The sequence below is a fragment of the Flavobacterium niveum genome, from assembly GCF_055231775.1.
In genome coordinates this window covers 103178-122047 of sequence record NZ_JBUYSX010000007.1, presented here as the reverse complement: position 1 = coordinate 122047, position 18870 = coordinate 103178, and the positions used below count along the sequence as shown (strand labels likewise).

Below are 18870 nucleotides of genomic sequence, written 5' to 3'. Positions count from 1 at the left end.
TTCCCTGCCTAATAATATCTGCAATTGCAGCTTATTTTTTCAGCCAGTTGTTTGCAAATTTGCAGCCTTTATAGTCGTCGCTAACCTTAATATAAGCATCCTTAATTTTCTCGGCGCTCCACTTGGCTATGGTCTTTATCTGCTTTTCCTTAAGGGCAAGCTCTTTAATTTTAATATAGTCCTGTGCGTAGTCGGCAGGGTGCTCGTCGTACCTGTTGGTTACTACATACAGCTTATAGCTCTGCACGCCACGGCGGTCTACATCCAGTATCGGTTCAGACACCTCGTTGTTTTTAAGGTTCGAAACCTCGTTGTACACGTTAGGGTCCATTTTAGTAAGTTCAAAACGGGTACCAAGTGAACTTGGGTTTATCAGCTGGCCACCACTGTTTTTGGTTTCCTTATCATCCGATTCAGAACGGGCTGCATCGGCAAAGGTTATGGCACCGCTGGCTATGCGCTGCCTGATTTTTTCTATCTTGTCCTTAGCATCTTTAAGTGCCTGAGGGGTTATTTTGGGCGACATAAGTATGTGGCGCACATCACGTTCCTGTCCGCGTATTTTTTCCACATAAATAAGGTGGTAGCCAAACTCGGTCTCTACCGGGTCTGATATTTCTCCTTCCTCAAGGCTGAATGCCGTGTCCTTAAACTCCTTTACAAATGCGGTTTTACGGTTCATTTTGTAATAACCGCCGCTGTTTTTAGAACCCGGGTCTTCAGAATACAGTACAGCCTTACTGTAAAAGCTGCTACCTTCCTGCACATCCTTTTTTATCTGTTTAAGCCTGTCGATGACTTTCTGTTTTTCTTCCTGCGAAACAACAGGTTTTACCACGATTTGCGAAATTTCCATTTCGGCACCAAACTGCGGTATCTCCTCCTTCTTAAACTTCATGAAGAACTGCCTTACCTCCTCAGGGGTTATCTCTACCTCGTCGATTACTTTTTTCTGCATCTGCGAAGTAAGTTCCTGTGTTTTTATCATTTCAAAAAGCTCAGCCTTAAACGAATCAAGGTCTTTCTTTTTAAAGTATTCTACCATCTTATCCTGGGAGCCAAGTTGCTCTACAAAATAATCGATACGGCGGTTCATCTGCTCGTTTACCTCGGCATCGCCTACAATAATACTGTCCTGTATGGCCTGATGGGCATACAGTTTGTCTTCCATAAGCTTGCCCAGCATTTCGCAGCGCGATATGCCTTCGGTAGCTATATTTTGTGTCTGAAGTTCTTTATACGCCAGGTCAATGTCCGATTCCAGCACCACGTAGTCTCCTACTACAGCCACCACGCCGTCTACCTTAACTTTACCGGGACGGGCCACAGGGCGCGGCTTTACCGTATCTTTTATAATTTCCTGGGCAACTGCGGGCAAACTCACCAGCGCAAGTAACAAAAATGCGGCAAGCCTGCTATTTATAAACTTCATACTTCTTATTTTTAATTGCATCATCCGTAATGTCTTTTTGGATCTTTTTAATTAACTCCAGTTTGCGGTTATTTATTATAACTTCCTTTAGTGTGGGCTTTATATATTCGTATGGTGCCACCTGGTTCCTGTCCAGTACCTTATTTACCTTAACCAGGTACACATCGGCCGAATCAGGATACTGGTACGATATACCCCCCGACACGTAACGCTGCCTGTTATCGGGTGTTATAAACGGAAGCTTCTGGTAAATTTCGTTCATATCGGCCCAGGTAGTGTCGTTAAAGGCGTAGCTTTTAAAGTAAAGCGACATATCGGTAAGCGCCTTCCTGTCCTTTTTATTGCCGCTAAGAAAGCGCTGGCGTGCCAGTGCAAATTTAGCATGGTTCTTTTCCATACGCAGGTAGCGCAGCTTTACCAGCATGCCCGTAGTACGGAAGTTCTCTTTATTGTCATTATAATACTGTACCAGCTGTTCCTCGGTAAGGAGGGTGTCCACGCTTTGCTTCACCATTTCCTCAAGGTAGGCACGTGTGTACAGGTCGGTCTTATACTGGCGGATCAGCTCATCCAGCTCTTCCTGCTTCTCCTCCCCTATGTTCACATTGGCCGCTTCATACATCAGCCGTTGCGAAGCCCAGCGGTCTATAAACGCCTTAACCATGGCAACGCTGTCTTTTTTAGGCGTACCCGGCGGCACCAGGCCTTCTATCTCGCTTTTGGCAAGGTAGGTATCGCCCACGCGGGCCACAGCATCTTCCCTGCGCACGGTATCGTTTTTCCGTCCGCATGAAAATGCCCCGAGGGTCAACACTATGTACAACAGCGCTTTTTTACCCATTACTGGTTAAGCTCCTTTTTTACTTTTTCAAAAACATCGGTGTTCACCTTCACGGTAAACTCTTTCTTCAGGTCGTCTACCCAGGTATTTTCCAGATACTGCTGGTAGTCGTTTATGGCGCGGCCTTTAGCTTCTTCAAGCGTTTTAGGGCCCGCCGGCAATACCTTTTTGGTTTTTACCACGTAGTAGTAATTGCCTTCTTTTACCACCTCGCTTACACCCGGTTTCCAGGCAGTAAGTTTCGGCATGGCATCAGTACCGGTTTCAAAAGTGCCGGTCTTGTCTATAATGTTTACCTTTTCTTTAGTGTTCAGCTTGGCCTTAATGGCTTTTGCGTCTTTGCCTTTAACCAACAGTTGTCGGGCTTCGTTTACCTTCTTCGCATCGGTAGAAGAATAAATTTCCACCTCAGCCCTCTCCTTCCATTGGTAGGCATCTTTATGGTCATCATAATATTTCTGAAGCCCTATGGTATCGGTCTTGGCACGGTTCCATATTTCCTTCTCCATAAGGTCAAACAGCAACAGGCCGTCACGGTACTCCTCCATTACCTGTGCAAACTCAGGGAATTCCTTTTCAAGGTTTTCGTTGTAATAAGCATTTATCTGCTCGTTAGTATATTTTTCAAACAGCACCTCAGCTGCATGCGCAACCGGCTTGGCAGTAATGCCAAGGTTCTGCTGGGTAGAAACGTAGTTAAGGAAATCCCTGCCGGTAAGCTTCTTATCCTTGTTTATGGTAAGTATCGGCTGGGTATAAGCGGCACTTTGTGCAGGCATTTTCCAGGTCATGCTGTAAATACTGTCGGTAAGCGTTTTGGCAGCAAGCTCAAAAGTTGCCTTGTTTTTTTCGATAGGATATTTCTTTTTAAGGTTGGCCGTAAAGCTTTCAGAAATAAGCCTTGAACGCTCGTCGCGCTTAATGCGGTTTTCGTACTCAGTTTTAGCCTGCTCAAAAGTTTTAACCGGTTTCTTCTCAACCAGCTTTACGATATGCCAACCGAATTGTGTTTCAAACGGCTGGGTAATATCACCCGGATTTTTAAGTGCGAAAGCATGGTCTTCAAACTCCTGAGAAGTAAGTTCGCCACTGCTGAAGGTGTTTAGCACACCGCCTTTTTCAGCACTCGATTTATCTTCGCTAAACTGCTTGGCAAGGGCTGCAAAATCTTCACCCTGTTGCAGCTTCTTGTAAATATCCTGTATTTTGGTCTTAGCCTTTTCAGCTTCGGCAGCATCATTAGTTTTTGGTTTCAGTGCCATAATGTGCGCCACGGTAATATCGCCACGGTTGTCCCTCACATCTGTTACTTTAATGACGTGGTAGCCAAAACGGGTACGTACAGGCTTGCTTACCTGCCCTTTCGGGGTGCTGAAGGCAGCAGTTTCAAACGGGTACACCATCCTCAGTACAGAGAAGTAACCCAGGTCGCCTTTATTCTCTTTTGCAGAAGGGTCTTCCGAAAGTTCGGCAGCCACTTTTCCAAAGTCTTCACCGGCAAGCACACGCTTACGGGCTTCAGCGGCTTTATTATACGCTTTAAGGGTATCGGCAGGGGTAGCATTTTCATCGGCCATTATAAGTATGTGCGATGCGCGTACCTCCTTTAGCGAACGCTCGTATGCTTCCTGAAGCAGCTCGGCAGTAACCTTACTGTCGGTAAGGTAGTTTTTAGCCAGCTGGTTGCGGTAGCTTTTCAGTTCGCCCTGGTATTTTTTATTATCCTGAAGGCCCAGTTTGTAGGCTTTGTTTACCTTAAGCTTATAGCCTATGTACAGGTCCAGGTAATTGTTAAGGTCTTTTTGCGAATCGTCCTTCACCAGGTCCAGGTTCTTTTTGTATACCCTTTCAAACTCGTCTGTATAGTACGGTTTATCGTTTACGGTAAAAAGCACCTCCTTTTGTGGCGCCGGGGCGGCAGCAACGGTTGCAGGAGTGGTGGTTTCTTTTGATGATTTACAGCCGGTTACAACAACTGAGGCTGCTAAAAGGCCTGAAAAAAACCTGTTTAATTTCATTATAAAGTTTAATTTATATATCAGTGATACGGTTTACTAAACGCAGCAGTATACAAAATAGTATACCCGCTGTGGGTTTGCGACTCACAAAAGTAAACAATCGGTAGTATTGTGCAAGGAATATATTTTAAAAAGCTACTTAGCTTCTTAGCTGCTGAGTCTCTGAGCCGCTTAGCTACTGAGCAAACAGAAAGCTAAAAATGCTGAGTGAAGCTTCCCCTCTCCCCTTTGGGGAGGGCTGGGGAGGGGCTCCCACGCAACCTTTTCCTAAAACCTGCATCTACTATATAATATAACCAATTAATTATGAGAAAAATATTCCTTTTCCTGGCCATGGCCTGCCTTGCCCTTACCGCTTGCAGCGATGACGACAACAACACCGTAACTACTGATTTCCTTAAAGATGCCAGCTGGATGGAGCACAAACCCATTGAAGGCCACCGCTCTGTAAACTTTAGCGATACCCAGGCTATGCTGACACGCGCAGACGGTGTTATGATGGTGTTTGACTATACCGTTTCAGGTAATAAACTATTGTTTTATGCATCCGGGTCTACCACTCCAATAGAACATACTGTTACAAAAATTGACAGGAACACCATAAAGATTAGCAACATAGCCATAAGTGCCCCTGAAGAAATGGTAGCTCCGGAAACCGTTACATTTAAGCGGATGGAGTTTACAACGAATGAATAACGGAAGCTTAAAACGTTTCTGGAACGATACACTAAACTAAGTGTTTACTGTTGCTTTTTACTGAAAATGCATCCTTAACGGATGCATTTTTGTTTCATTTTTAAAGTATCCTAAGCTGTGGTATATACTATATGTATGCAATGGAAGCTAAACTTTGCAACTTTGTTACTCAGCGACTCAGCCGCTAAGAAAAAAACACTATTTTTACAGCTTATGGCCAATATTACCAAGCTTTATGCGGAACATTTACGCTGTTTTTAAAAAATATATCCCTATCCCCGTGCTGTTCTTGGCAGTGGCTGCTTATGCCCAGCAGGAACCCCAGTACACCCAGTATATGTACAATACCCTTACGGTAAACCCCGGTTACACGGGTTCGCCGGGCGTGTTGCAGGCCAACCTGCTGTACCGCAACCAGTGGGTGGGCGTGCGCGGTGCACCGCAAACACAGGCTTTCAGCATCCACACCCCGTGGAGCGAATATTACGAGAACATAGGCGTAGGCCTCAGCGTGGTAAATGACCGCATAGGCCCGAGTGACGAGGTATATGCCGATGCCAACTTCAGCTACAGCATACGCACCGGCGAGGAAAGCAAACTGGCTTTTGGCCTCAGGGCAGGCGTACGCGTACTGAACATTGACTGGAGCCGCGGTACCTATTACCAAGATGGCGACCCTTTGCTTAATACAAACATTAATAACCGCTTTAACCCTACCATAGGCGCCGGTGTTTATTACTATACCGATAAGTGGTATGCCGGGGTTTCTGTACCGAATTTTATACAAAATAACTATTATAACGACGTGCAGGAAAGCATGATGGCTGACCGCCTGCATTATTATGTAATAGGCGGTTATGTGTTTGACCTGTCGGAAGACGTGAAGTTTAAGCCTGCCGCATTGGTTAAGATTGTAAACGGCGCACCGATAACGGCTGATGTCTCGGCCAACTTCCTGCTGCAGGAGGTGGTAACGCTGGGTGCCGGTTACCGCTGGGACGACTCGGTAAGCGCACTGGCAGGTGTACAGATAAACCGCAATATTTTTGTGGGGTATTCATTCGACTATTCGGTTACCGAACTGAACAAGTACAACAATGGTACGCACGAGTTTATGCTGCGCTTTGAGCTTGCCCCGAAAACAAACCGTATAAAATCGCCACGCTTCTTCTAATCAGCTTATGAAAAAATACTACTACACAGCAGCCCTGTTTTTTTGCATAGCTACCATGATGGCGCAGGGGGCGCTGCGCAAGGCAGAGATACACTTCCGCGACCTGGCCTATACCCAGGCTGCCGCCGAATATGAACAATACCTTGAAAAGGAAAAGAACCCCAAGCAGGAAGTATTGCTTCATGCCGCTGAGGCTAATTACTACATAGGCAATACGGGGGCGGCAATACTTTATTATAAAAGAGCATTTTCACTTCAGGGAGATACTGTACAGTATAAATTTTTAAGGCGTTATTATAATGCATTAAGGATGGAGGAGCAGTATGAAACTGCTGATGAATTACAGCTTATGTGGCTTAATTCAAAAGGCAATGATACCTTAAGACAAAAATTTTCCAAACAAAAACGGCACCTTGATAGCATCAGCAAACGTCCTGTAAAATATGAACTAAAAAATCTTGAAATAAACACAGAAAAATCCGATTTCGGGGTAGTGTTCTTTGGTAAAAAGGCAGTCTACACTTCGGCTAAAGACACGGTGCGCGACGGTTCTAAAACCTACGCCTGGAACCAGCAGCCCTACCTGTCGGTTTTTGTAGCCGACCTGAATGCCGACGGAACCTTTGGCAAGGAAAAGCTGTTCCTTAAAAATGCACAGACCGATTACCACAACGCTGCGGTGGCTTTTTCACCCGACCTGAAAACGGCCTACGTAAGCGTAAACAACGTAAGCAAAAGCAACCGCCTGCAAAACGATAAGGCAGGCACCAATAACGTACAGATTGTGTACGGCAAAGTAACCGGTGAGCGCTTTGATAAAAAGCAGCCTGCACCGTTTAACAGTGCTGATTATTCGGTAGGGCAACCTGCTGTAAGTGCCGATGGTAAATGGCTGTACTTTGTAAGCGACATGCCGGGGGGCTATGGTGAAACCGATATTTACTATTGCGAAATATACAGTGATGGCAAGCTGGGCAACCCTAAAAATGCCGGGGCTGTGATTAATACCGAGGGTAAGGAAATGTTCCCGTTCCTGAAGGGGGATGTGCTGTACTTTTCATCAGACGGGCATTACGGCCTGGGGGGGCTCGATGTGTTTACCAGCACTGTAAGCGGTGTGGGGCAGTTTTCGATTCCGCAGAATATGGGCAAACCGGTTAACAGCAACCGCGACGATTTTGCCTATGTGCAGTCGGCCGACGGTAAGCTTACTTACCTGAGCAGCAACCGCGCCGGGGGCAAGGGCGATGACGACATCTACCTGGTAACGCCTAAGGAAGACGAACCCTGCGTTAAAAACATAAAAGGTACTGTGACCAATACTAAGGATGGTTCGCCTATAGCGGCGGCAACGGTTAAGGCAGTAAAGGCCGACGGTACGGTTACGTCTTCGGTGCAAACCGATGCTCAGGGGCATTATGAATTTACCATCCCTTGTGACGAGACTGTTACCGTAATTGCCGAAAAACCGGAATATACTACCGAGCAGGGCGTAATTTCTGCCGACCCTGTGGAACTTGACTTTAAACTAACCGCATATTCTGATTTGGTTACCAAAAAAGAGAATGCCGAAATGATAGACATCAACCCTATTTATTTTGATTTCGACCAATACTACATCACCCCGCTCGCTGCCAAAGAGCTGGATAAGGTGGTATATGTGATGGAGCATTTCCCGAATGTGGTGATTAAGATAGAATCGCATACCGACAGCCGCGGTAAGGACGAATACAACCTGCGCCTGAGCGATGACCGCGCCAAAAGCACCTACAGCTATATTGTAAGTAAAGGCATAGATCCTAAGCGTATAGAAAGCGTGAAGGGCTTTGGTGAAACACGCCTGCTGAACAAATGCAGCAATAATGAGCAGTGCAGCGAAGAAGACCACCAGCTAAACAGGAGGAGTAATTTTATTATCGTGAAGAAGTAGTTGTTGGTTGATAGTTGTCGGTTGTTGGGAACTTCACCCGATTGAAGACACGCGTGTTTATTTGGAATACAAAATTAAGTGATGTATAAGGTTGCTTTCTTCGCGTGCCATAATTACTATTGATAGCGTGGATTTGATTCAAGTACAATAACAAATGATTATGGATCAGATTGAAAAAAAAGGTTTATGGAAGATTTTTATTTTTTCTGCATTAATTGCAGTTATGATAATTTATTCTAAAACATCGGAATACTCTTACAACAAAGAAATTGACGAAAATAAAGTGGTGTCCATCGGTAAATTCAGTTACTGTAAACGTGGCAAATTCGATTATGCTGTTATGGTATATTATATCAATAATAGAAAAATTAAAAAAGAATGCAGTGGCTGCCCGGATAATTATGAGGAGATGCTGAAGAAATTTTATGTTATAAACTATTCTTCTTTAGACCCGGATAAGGTTAGGGTTGATTTTACAAAACGGGTAACAGATACCGTAGCCTTACGTCGCGAAGGCTTCAGCCAGAATGAAATAAAACGGAGTTTAAAGCCATGGGTACCTGACTCACAATAAAGGTTAACAATAAAGGTTAATTCGCTATTAAACTACATCGTATACAAATGCACGAATACCTCATTGTTATTGGTAAAAAAGCAAAATCCCTGTAGTAGTGGCGATTTAATAAAAACTTTGGGGTCGGCCCAGGTAACGGGTACCCGGAGGTAATCTCCCTTATCTTTAAAACATTCTTTTACCGACTGCGGAAACCAGGGCTTCATAAAGCTTTTATCCAGTTGGGCTTCGCTGTAAGGCGCTGTGCTGCATTGCTGCTTTACCTTTTCAAAATCAGCATCATTCAGTTTTATTACTGCATTAATGTAATAATCAGTGGGTCCTAAATCTACGCGGGGGTTTTCAACTACTTTTGGGGAAACCCACAGCACCGAAACAGGTTTCACAGGTAAATTGATAAGTTTACTTAATACAACAGCATCGGTACGTACCTCAGGCTGTTTATCAGAACAGGACAGCATTACCAAACTGACAAACACTGCCGGAACAATATATTTCAGGAAACGCTTCATGATTATGTTTTTGCTAATATACAGTTTCTAACGCCGGGCGCACCTGAAGTCCATTGGCATAAAACAAAAAAACTGAATACTGTTGATTTTCGGAAATTTGTGGCAAAATCCTTATTTTTGTGTAAACCTCTCACACATTATGGATCCGTATACCCAGATAAACAAGAACATAAGCCGTTACGTAAACTTTTCAGACGAAGAGCTGGACATTTTCAATTCGTTACTGGAATTAAAAAAAGTACCTAAAAAGACCATTATGCTTCGCGAGGGCGACATATGTACCTTCGAGGCTTTTGTGGTAAAAGGCTGTGTACGTAAGTATTATATAGACGGAAACGGGTTTGAGGTAATATTACAATTTGCTATAGAAGATGCCTGGGTGGGTGATATTTCCAGCAGCGCCTACGACCAGAAACCGAGCAGGCTGTACATAGAAACGCTTGAAGACTGTGAATTCCTGTCGTTTAACCCCGAAACCAAGGAACAGCTTTTTGAGTTGGCACCCCGTTTTGAGCGTGCCTTCCGTATACTGGTACAGCGCCACCTTTGGGTTACCCAAAACAGGCTTATCAATACCATCAGCAAAACCGCACTGGACAAGTACCTGGAATTTCTGGAAATGTACCCTACCCTGCCCCAGCGTGTGGCCCAGCACTATATAGCATCGTACCTGGGCATTTCGGCTGAGTTTTTAAGCAAGACTCGCGCCAAGCTGGCCAAACAGTAGCCTACTCCCATTTAGATGTAGTGTGGCTGCTGTCGTGCTTATCAAGGTATTCCTTCATTTTACGCTCTTCCCAGCCTTTGCCAAGGAAAGCGTTAGTACCAAACACCCCAAAGGCGTGGAAGGCAAGGCCTATACCCCAAAAGAATGCAGTGCTGAAAGTTTGGTAAGTAAAAAATTCTTCGCCGGCATCAAGGTTAAACCACTTCATAGCCAGTAGTATGGCATTTACCATAACATAAACCATAAAGTGCTTATAAAATCCTTTAACCGATTTTACCCTTTTGCGTGCCCTGTCGTATTTTGCCTGTTCTTCAAATGATATATTTTCCATAATAGTATGTTGTTTAATGTTTTGAAATATAGCTTCCTGGCTCTGTATATTGTCTTGTAAAAGTTTCTGTTCGCATGCCTTGCTAAAAAGCAGCCTGTAACCGTACAGCCACAGCCAGTGCCCAAAAAGGCCGATACCTGCAAACACCAGTGTTATAAAAAGTGAGGTATCCCAAAAGCTGGCGGGTAGCCCTATCTCGAAAAACCACCCTATGAATATCAGTGCATTGACACAAATATACGCCATAACATGCATATAAAACCCACGTATGTCCCACACGTGTTTCAGTGCTTCATCGGCTTTATTGTAAGGTTTACTTATTGCCATAATCCATCATTTTTACTGGCTTTGCCGTTGATTTCATCTTCCTTGTCCAGGTACTCCTTCATCTTACGTTCTTCCCAGCCTTTGCCAATAAAAACATCTGTACCAAATACCACAAAAGCATGGCACAGTAATCCTACACCCCAAAATATCACAGTATTAAACGTTTGAAACGACCAAAACTCATGATGGTGTGTTTGCGGGTTTACACTTCTGTAATATGCTGTAATAAGAAACAACACATTTACAATGATATAAACAATAAGGTGCTTATAAAACCTTTCTATTGATTTTACTTTTTTATGGGCCCTTTCAAATTTTATTTGTTCACTGAAAGATAAATTTTCCATGACTATTTTCTTTTAATGTATTGAAATATAGCTAACAGCCTGTTTTAATTCCGGGAGTTGTTTTGGGTACCGGAATTATCTTCCTTATCCATATACTCTTTCATCTTACGTTCTTCCCAGCCTGCGCCGAGGAACGGCATTACGTTAAAGGCATTTAACCCGTGTATAAGCAGCCCGGTACCCCACCCCAGTAACGAGAACCAAAACCAATGGAACTCAGGTGTAACTATTACATTAGTAATAATAAGCGCAGGTATTACAATACAATAGCAAAGCAGGTTATAATAAAAGCTCCTGATTTCCTTTGCCCTTTTCTTAGCCCTTTTATAGGCTTCCTGTTCGTTTTGATGATTCATGATTGACTCCGTTTTTTGTTTGTTGTTCACTGTTCACCGTTCATTGTTATGGCTGAGTGGCAACCATAAACCATGAACAATAAACCATAAACATTTTTACCTCCATCGGTTGTTTTTTTCTTTTTCCATAAGGCTGCGTATCTTGCGTTCTTCCCAGTCGCGCCCCAGGAAAGGGATAATCTGGAAGATGCTGAGTGCGTGGGCGGCCAACCCAAAACCCCACCCCAGTGCAGGCCATATAAACCAAAGATGTTCGGGGCTGGTAGCTATGTTCAGTATGGTAAGGCCGGTGATGACTACCACGTAAGAAAACAGGTGGCTGTAAAAACCCTTAACGTTCTCTACGTGTTTCAGCGCTTTGTTATAACGCTCCTGGTCTGCGGTATAGGTAGGTTCCATAATGGTGACTTGTTTGGTAAGCATGGGCAGCTTTACGGTAAAATGTTTCTCGTCCTGTTCTATTTCCACCTGGCGTGCCGTAATGATGGCATACCGGCTGAATATGTTCTGAAGCCCCACCCCGCGGCGGTCTTGCAGTACCTCTTTTTTCTGGTAATCGTTTTGTACCACCAGGTAACCATTTTGTTCAAATATCCTGATGTGCAGCGGCTTTTGCTGGCTTACCACGTTGTGTTTCACGGTGTTTTCCAGTAACAGCTGTAGTGACAGCGGCACCACCATAGCCTCAGGATTATCAAGCTTTTCGGGCAGTTCATAGAACAGGCTGTTTTCAAAGCGCATCTTCAGCAGGTTCATGTAGGTTTTGGCAAAAGCCAGTTCCTCGGCAACGCTTACCAGCTCTTTATCCTTCTGTTCCAGCACATAACGGTACACCTTGCTGAGCGACGTGGTAAACTTCTGTGCGCTCTCCGGGTTCTCCTCTATAAGCGAGCTCAGTACATTAAGGCTGTTGAACAAAAAGTGTGGATCTATCTGGTTTTTAAGCGTTTCAAACTTGGCCGAGGCCGTACCCGCTATTATTTTCTGCTGCTTAAGGCGGTTTTCCTGGTACTTTTTATAAAAATGGAACAGGTGCAGCAAGAAGGTGATTGTCAGCGTAATAATCATGGCAACATAGTAATTGCTCAGCTCCTCCTCTTTAAAAAACTGCAGCAGTGTCTCGCCTTCCATCACTACATCTTCAAAAATACGCAACAGGAAAACAATAAGGAACGACACTATAAAGGAACTTATAAACCCTGATAATAAACGGATTGGAGAAATCCTCACTCCCTTAAAAATCCTGTCCATTACTATAAACACCCCCATATTACCCATGTGTAGCAGTATGGTATATAGCATTACGTATAAGAACTGCCGTATAAGGTCGTCATTCCAGCCAAGTGGGCGGCCACCGGCAAGTGCTATGACATAAAGCACTATAAATATTACCAGGCCTAATCCTATCGCCCTGAAAAACTCCTTTAACACAAACCTCATATTCAGCAATTTACAAAATTATTTCTTAGCAGCGCACTGAACTGCCATGGCTTCGGCGCGGTCTTTACCCCACGTAGGGTGAAACGGCGTTTCAGGCTTAAAGTTAGCAAAAAGTGTCAGTGAACGCTCTACCTGGGCGCAAATAGGCTTGGTATCGGTACCGAAATACTTAGCCGAACCCAGGTCATACTCCGCTTTACAGAACACAACACGCGGGTTATCAGGTGCTAACGCAAGGGCTTTGGCGTAGGTTTCATTTACCTTTTGGCCGTACTTCATGCCGTTAGTCATAGGGTCGTATACAATCCAGGCGGTGTATATCATGGCCTGCATTACCAGCAGTTCCGGGTTGTTTTCAGAGAGCAGGCTGGCGGCATCCTGGGCGGCCTGCGCCTTGGTAAGCAGTGCGCTAATCTTCTCTTTATCTTTGGTTTGAAACGCATCAGTAGTGTTCACAAGAGCCACGTAATAACTTGGCAACCAGTTGTTTTTCTCTACTGCAGCAATGCGCTCAAACATAGCCGAGGCCTCGGTAGACTTGCCTTCGCCCCATAGGGTAAACGCTTTTTTCATGCCGGTTTCGTACTGGGTTTGTGCCGTAAGCATGGTGCAGATAAAAAGGAACGCTGTAGTAATAATCCGTATCATAATTTTAATTTTTTAAAGGTTGTTGTTGCATTTTCACAGTACAAAGTTGCACACAAAATCGCACCGAAAAAAAATAGAATTACCCAATTGTAGATTTTTAGGGATGAATTGTAGCGAAGTTTAAATTTGAAATATTTTACTTACAAAAATGCTCGAATATTCCACTTTTTGCACATTTTTATACAAAAACGTGTGTAAGGTTAAAGTATTGTTTTTCAACAAACAAGCGTTTTTGGTTCCACAATTGGATTGCGCCCTGTGGAATATCTTTTTAACACACGGCTGCTTACGGATTTTTTAGTAGGTTGTACTGAAGGAATGGCTTCAGTACGGGGTGGAGAAAAGGGTTGTAATTTTGTGGGAAGGAAATTAAGGTAGATGAGAATACCTACTTATAGGTATTGATTTTATGCTCTGCTTAATTTAATTTTAGACACTAAACCCAACATAATCAAAACATTAAACAAATGCCTTTAGAAATAATAATCCGAATACAAAGTAATTTCAAAAAAAACGAAAATACTTATATCAAAACTGAATCATTAGATGATGCTTCACGGCAAACAAAAAGAATCAGTAGATTTCTCTCTTATGTTGTATTGATTATGCTTATCCTAATATTTGCTGGACTGGGAACTTGTTATGCCCAACAGCCAACAGTTGTTCAGGAAATATCTTTAACTGCTCTTCAGGAAAAAATTAAAACCGAAAATACGACAATAAGACATCTACTCAGCCAGGTTAATCGCGCATTTGTCTCTGATGAAATTTTGGTTAGACTCAAGTCGTTAGATAACTCACTAAATAAACTTGATAGTTTAGACACCAAAAAAATCGATATCAGCACATTACGCAAGGAAGTGATTTATATCCACTATACAATAAATCAAATAAATGCTATAAACAATAATTTAATTCGTGACAAACCAAACTTTAACGCGATAAACAGCAGTTTATTAAATATCATCCAACTTTTGGAAGATTACAAAGTTTACACCAAAAAAAACATAATTAGGAAAAAACCATCTAAAACACCCCAGTCAAGTAATACTGGTGATAGAAACAAAAATAGCAACACTTCCCAATTAGTATTTAACATTAACCAACCGATTAATTTAGGTGAGAGCTTAAAACCTGATAAAAAAAGTATCGATTATAATATGCTCATATCGCTATTAGGAGAACTATCAAAGGCACTTATAGATTTTTTTAAAAAACCAGAAACCAAATTTACCCTGCCTGAAAATATTGCTCTAAATTATTCTCCAAATAGGTCGCACAATGAAGGAAAAGCTACGAGTACTCAAACATTTTATTACACCTCTGATGGACACCAAATTAAAAACTACGACGAACTTGCAGAGTTTCTAAAGAAAATAATTGAGAACACAGATTACTTAAAGACGGAACTAAAAAGTATAGAACTTAAATCGGACAGCACTAACAAAACTATAGCAGCAAACCATCAGGAACTTTTAACTAAGTTAGAAGACAAATCTTTACAAGACAAATTTAAAATGATAAAGTGGGTTGCCTTATATGCTTTGGCATTCTACTTTGTGATTTTCATTTTCCGTACCTTACAGTATTACATAAAACTCCAACGTCATTACGAAGATAGACATCTCGCAGCAAAATTCCATAACGACAACCCCCATATCTCTTTTCAGGAGGCTGTTATAATTATGTCGTCCGCACATATAGATTTTAAAGTCCCTAAAATCCCTACCGATTTTTTTGCGCAATATTACACCGAAAAAGAAAAGCCTAATTGCTGTTGTCCCTGTAATTGCAAAAGTAAATGTAATTGTAAAGAAGAAAAATCCAGCTCAGATGAAGACGGTAGTAAAATTACTTTTACTTATACTCTAAAATGACATACTATCACATACCATCATAAAGACGCATACAATGCGTCTCTACGGGAAAATCTGCGATAACCCGCGATTGCGAAGCATGCGTTTTATCCGCGTTCCTTATAACACACCCCCAGCCCCTCTTACAGAGGGGAGCAGCTTCACTCATCCGTTGCAGTTCCCAACAACCAAAAACTAACAACCAACAACCCTCTAAAAATCTAATAATCTAACAATCTTATCAATCTAAAAATCGCTATATTTGCGCACATTGTAAATTTTTAATACTAATGATAAATATTACACTGCCGGACGGTTCGGTAAAACAGTTTGAGTCGGGAGCAACTCCCCACGATGTGGCCGTAAGCATAAGCGAGGGCCTTGCAAGGAATATAATTTCTGCATCTTTTAATGGTACAACTGTTGAAACCAAGACCCCACTGACGACCGACGGTTCGCTAATATTATACACCTGGAACGACAAAGAGGGTAAAAAAGCCTTCTGGCACTCTACCAGCCACGTTATGGCGCAGGCACTACAGGAGCTTTACCCCGGTATTAAGCTTACCATAGGCCCTGCTATAGACAACGGTTTTTACTACGACGTAGACTTTAACGGGCAAACAATTACCGATAAGGACTTTAAAGCCGTGGAAGACCGCGTACTGGCCATAGCCAAAGAAAAATATGAGTTCACCATGCGTTCGGCTTCAAAAGCCGAGGCGCTTGCGTTTTATAAAGCTGAAGAAAACCCTTACAAGACCGAGCTTATCGAGAACCTTGAAGACGGTACCATCACCTTCTGCGACCACGCTACCTTTACCGACCTTTGCCGCGGCGGGCACATCCCGAACACCGGTATTATAAAGGCGTTTAAAATTATGAGTGTGGCCGGTGCCTACTGGCGCGGTGACGAAAAGAACAAACAGCTTACCCGCGTATACGGTATATCGTTCCCTAAGCAGAAAGACCTTACCGAGTACCTTGAGCTACTTGAAGAAGCCAAGCGCCGCGACCACCGTAAGCTGGGCAAGGAGCTGGAACTGTTCACTTTCTCGCAGAAAGTTGGGCAAGGCCTTCCATTATGGTTGCCAAAAGGTGCCGCCCTGCGCGACCGCCTGGAGCAATTCCTGAAAAAAGCACAGAAAAAAGCCGGATATGAGCAGGTGGTAACGCCGCACATTGGCCAAAAAGAACTATACGTAACCAGTGGCCACTATGCTAAGTACGGTGCCGACAGCTTCCAGCCGATACACACGCCAAACGAAGGCGAGGAGTTTTTGCTGAAGCCGATGAACTGCCCGCACCACTGCGAAATATACAACAGCAAGCCGTGGTCTTACAAAGACCTGCCAAAGCGTTATGCCGAGTTTGGTACTGTATACCGCTATGAGCAGAGTGGCGAGCTTCACGGATTGACACGCGTTCGCGGGTTTACTCAGGATGACGCGCACATTTTCTGTACGCCGGACCAGCTTGATGAGGAGTTCAAAAAAGTAATCGACCTTGTACTGTATGTATTCGGTTCGCTTGGTTTTGAAAACTTCAGCGCGCAGATTTCGCTTCGCGACAAGGAAAACCGCGACAAGTACATCGGTTCTGAAGAAAACTGGGAAAAGGCTGAAAATGCGATTATTAACGCTGCTAAAGACAAAGGGCTTAACACCGTTGTAGAGTACGGCGAAGCGGCCTTCTATGGCCCTAAGCTCGACTTTATGGTGAAGGATGCCCTGGGCCGCCAGTGGCAGCTGGGTACCATACAGGTAGACTATAACCTGCCGGAACGTTTCGACCTGAGCTATAAAGGTTCAGATAACGAGCTGCACCGCCCGGTTATGATTCACCGTGCACCATTCGGTTCTATGGAGCGCTTTATAGCGATTTTGCTGGAAAATACAGCCGGTAATTTCCCGCTTTGGCTGATGCCGGAGCAGGCTATCATACTGTCTCTTAGTGAGAAATATGAAAATTATGCCAAAAAAGTTTTGGAATTGCTCGAAAATCACGAAATTCGCGCTCTAATTGACAACCGTAACGAGACTATCGGTAAAAAAATACGCGATGCAGAGGTTCAGAAACTGCCGTTTATGCTGATTGTAGGCGAGGAAGAAGAGAAGAACGGTACGATTTCTGTAAGGAAGCACGGCGATGCCGGTAAGAGCAACCAGACGATGACGGTAGCACAATTTGCTGAACTGGTACAGGAAGAAATAAACAAAACGCTGAAACCATTCTAAGTTTAACTTAAAAATTTAAGAGCCATAGCTATTAGAAACAACAGGGGGCCACAACCCCGCGTAGAAAAAAAAGATCCGCACAGGATTAACGCCCTTATCAGGGTACCTGAAGTAAGGCTTGTAGGTGACAACATAGAGCCGGGTGTATACCGTACATCTCAGGCACTACAGTGGGCCGAAGAGCAGGAGCTTGACCTTGTAGAAATATCTCCAAATGCCGCACCGCCGGTATGTAAGATTATGGACTACAAGAAGTTTCTTTATGAACAAAAGAAGCGCGATAAAATGCTGAAGGCAAAAAGCACGCAGATTGTTGTAAAAGAAATACGCTTCGGGCCGCAGACTGATGAGCACGATTACGAATTTAAAAGAAAGAATGCCGAGAAGTTCCTTAAGGAAGGTTCTAAGCTAAAGGCATTTGTATTCTTTAAAGGCCGTAGTATCATCTACAAAGAGCAGGGGCAGATATTGCTGCTTAAACTTGCCACCGACCTTGAAGAATGGGGTAAGGTAGAAGCCATGCCCGTGCTTGAAGGTAAAAGGATGATTATGTTTATAGCGCCTAAGAAGAAGAAAGCATAAAATAAGTCCAAAGGTCGAAGGTCTTAAAGTCAAAAGTCATAAAGCCGACAAATGCTGTTTAAGCTGATTGTGCCCATGACTTTATAAACTTTACGACTTTCGACTTTATGACTAAAGAAAAGTAAGTAAGATAAATCAAAATACAGGAAGAAAATGCCTAAAATGAAGACAAAATCCAGTGCCAAGAAACGTTTTCAGGTAACTGGTTCAGGTAAAATCAAAAGGAAGCACGCTTTCAAAAGTCACATCCTGACAAAAAAATCTACAAAGCGTAAGCTTGCCCTTACTCATGCTACACTTGTTCACCCAAGTGATGAGAAGAGCGTAAAACAACAACTTAGGATTATCTAATAAGATACGTCCTTTAATTGTTCGGTTAAAATAAATTTATAACCCTGGAGTACGGCTTTTAAGTCCCCAAAACAATAATTAAAACGGGGCGCCTGCTACAAAAAAATTAAAGATTATGCCAAAATCAACAAATTCAGTTGCTTCTAGGGCCCGCAGGAAAAGGGTTCTTAAGCAAGCCAAAGGTTTCTTTGGAAGACGTAAAAACGTTTGGACAGTAGCCAAAAACGCGGTAGAAAAAGCAATGGTTTATGCTTACCGCGACCGCAAACAAAAGAAAAGGAATTTCCGTGCACTATGGATTATGCGTATTAACGCAGGTGCCCGTCAGCACGGCCTTAGCTATTCTCAGTTCATTGGTAAAGTAAAAGCAGCTGGTATCGAGCTGAACCGTAAAGTTCTTGCTGACCTTGCTACTAACCACCCTGAGGCGTTTGCAGCTATTGTAAACCAGGTTAAATAACAACGTTTGTCAAACAATATATTTATCTTAC

The 18870-nt window shown here is 43.3% G+C and carries 19 protein-coding genes; 10 read left to right on the top strand and 9 right to left on the bottom strand.

The annotated features are described in order from the left end of the window. Positions 1-31: 31 nt before the first annotated feature. Genes ACZIX4_RS17085 through ACZIX4_RS17075 form a run of 3 tightly spaced genes read right to left on the bottom strand, consistent with a single transcriptional unit; the run spans position 32 to position 4291 of the window. The gene (locus ACZIX4_RS17085; RefSeq protein ID WP_463336856.1) at positions 32-1432 is read right to left on the bottom strand and encodes a peptidylprolyl isomerase; all 1401 of its coding nucleotides are present in this window, start codon (positions 1430-1432) and stop codon (positions 32-34) included. Further along, complete coding sequence (locus tag ACZIX4_RS17080; protein ID WP_463336855.1) at positions 1416-2273, bottom strand: peptidylprolyl isomerase; 858 nt, start codon at positions 2271-2273, stop codon at positions 1416-1418. Before ACZIX4_RS17080 ends, ACZIX4_RS17085 begins: the two co-directional genes overlap by 17 nt. Further along, positions 2273-4291, bottom strand: a complete 2019-nt coding sequence (locus ACZIX4_RS17075) for a peptidylprolyl isomerase (RefSeq protein WP_463336854.1) — start codon at positions 4289-4291, stop codon at positions 2273-2275. Before ACZIX4_RS17075 ends, ACZIX4_RS17080 begins: the two co-directional genes overlap by 1 nt. A 306-nt stretch (positions 4292-4597) precedes the next feature. Between ACZIX4_RS17075 and ACZIX4_RS17070 the strand changes: the two genes are divergently transcribed. The 4 genes from ACZIX4_RS17070 to ACZIX4_RS17055 all read left to right on the top strand — a co-directional run bounded on the left by ACZIX4_RS17070 (position 4598) and on the right by ACZIX4_RS17055 (position 8665). Then, the gene (locus ACZIX4_RS17070) at positions 4598-4987 is read left to right on the top strand and encodes a hypothetical protein (RefSeq protein WP_463336853.1); all 390 of its coding nucleotides are present in this window, start codon (positions 4598-4600) and stop codon (positions 4985-4987) included. Between the two features lie 235 nt (positions 4988-5222). Continuing rightward, positions 5223-6161 carry a PorP/SprF family type IX secretion system membrane protein gene (locus ACZIX4_RS17065; protein ID WP_463336852.1) on the top strand — a complete coding sequence of 313 codons (939 nt, stop codon included), beginning with the start codon at positions 5223-5225 and terminating at the stop codon, positions 6159-6161. 7 nt (positions 6162-6168) lie between these two features. Then, entirely contained in the window at positions 6169-8091 is a 1923-nt protein-coding gene (locus tag ACZIX4_RS17060) for an OmpA family protein (RefSeq protein ID WP_463336851.1), read from the top strand. A 160-nt stretch (positions 8092-8251) separates the two neighbouring features. Further along, a complete protein-coding gene (locus ACZIX4_RS17055) occupies positions 8252-8665 on the top strand; it encodes a hypothetical protein (RefSeq protein WP_463336850.1) in 414 nt (137 codons plus the stop codon). Positions 8666-8697: 32 nt separating this feature from the next. Here the strand turns inward: ACZIX4_RS17055 and ACZIX4_RS17050 are convergent, their stop codons facing one another. After that, positions 8698-9177, bottom strand: a complete 480-nt coding sequence (locus ACZIX4_RS17050; RefSeq protein WP_463336849.1) for a hypothetical protein — start codon at positions 9175-9177, stop codon at positions 8698-8700. Between the two features lie 139 nt (positions 9178-9316). Between ACZIX4_RS17050 and ACZIX4_RS17045 the strand changes: the two genes are divergently transcribed. Next, positions 9317-9904: a Crp/Fnr family transcriptional regulator gene (locus ACZIX4_RS17045; protein ID WP_463336848.1), complete on the top strand. Its 588-nt coding sequence runs from the start codon at positions 9317-9319 to the stop codon at positions 9902-9904. A 1-nt stretch (position 9905) separates the two neighbouring features. Here ACZIX4_RS17045 and ACZIX4_RS17040 read toward each other — a convergent pair whose 3' ends face one another. The 5 genes from ACZIX4_RS17040 to ACZIX4_RS17020 all read right to left on the bottom strand — a co-directional run bounded on the left by ACZIX4_RS17040 (position 9906) and on the right by ACZIX4_RS17020 (position 13353). Next, on the bottom strand, positions 9906-10562 hold the full coding sequence (locus ACZIX4_RS17040) for a 2TM domain-containing protein (protein WP_463336847.1): 657 nt from the start codon (positions 10560-10562) through the stop codon (positions 9906-9908). Next, positions 10553-10909: a 2TM domain-containing protein gene (locus ACZIX4_RS17035; RefSeq protein WP_463336846.1), complete on the bottom strand. Its 357-nt coding sequence runs from the start codon at positions 10907-10909 to the stop codon at positions 10553-10555. The genes ACZIX4_RS17040 and ACZIX4_RS17035 overlap by 10 nt, the downstream gene beginning before the upstream one ends. A 44-nt stretch (positions 10910-10953) precedes the next feature. Next, positions 10954-11265, bottom strand: coding sequence for a 2TM domain-containing protein (locus tag ACZIX4_RS17030; protein WP_463336845.1), 312 nt, complete (start codon positions 11263-11265; stop codon positions 10954-10956). 96 nt (positions 11266-11361) lie between these two features. Then, entirely contained in the window at positions 11362-12705 is a 1344-nt protein-coding gene (locus ACZIX4_RS17025) for a 2TM domain-containing protein (RefSeq protein ID WP_463336844.1), read from the bottom strand. A gap of 18 nt (positions 12706-12723) precedes the next feature. Further along, entirely contained in the window at positions 12724-13353 is a 630-nt protein-coding gene (locus tag ACZIX4_RS17020; protein ID WP_463336843.1) for a hypothetical protein, read from the bottom strand. A gap of 467 nt (positions 13354-13820) precedes the next feature. Between ACZIX4_RS17020 and ACZIX4_RS17015 the strand changes: the two genes are divergently transcribed. From ACZIX4_RS17015 to rplT, 5 genes are all read left to right on the top strand, one after another. After that, on the top strand, positions 13821-15230 hold the full coding sequence (locus ACZIX4_RS17015) for a hypothetical protein (protein ID WP_463336842.1): 1410 nt from the start codon (positions 13821-13823) through the stop codon (positions 15228-15230). A gap of 269 nt (positions 15231-15499) precedes the next feature. Further along, complete coding sequence (gene thrS / locus ACZIX4_RS17010; protein ID WP_463336841.1) at positions 15500-17446, top strand: threonine--tRNA ligase; 1947 nt, start codon at positions 15500-15502, stop codon at positions 17444-17446. Between the two features lie 24 nt (positions 17447-17470). Continuing rightward, positions 17471-18028, top strand: a complete 558-nt coding sequence (gene infC / locus ACZIX4_RS17005; protein WP_463337104.1) for a translation initiation factor IF-3 — start codon at positions 17471-17473, stop codon at positions 18026-18028. Between the two features lie 153 nt (positions 18029-18181). Further along, complete coding sequence (gene rpmI / locus ACZIX4_RS17000) at positions 18182-18379, top strand: 50S ribosomal protein L35 (protein ID WP_411409486.1); 198 nt, start codon at positions 18182-18184, stop codon at positions 18377-18379. A 115-nt stretch (positions 18380-18494) separates the two neighbouring features. Further along, a complete protein-coding gene (gene rplT / locus ACZIX4_RS16995; RefSeq protein WP_463336840.1) occupies positions 18495-18839 on the top strand; it encodes a 50S ribosomal protein L20 in 345 nt (114 codons plus the stop codon). The last annotated feature ends 31 nt before the right edge of the window (positions 18840-18870 follow it).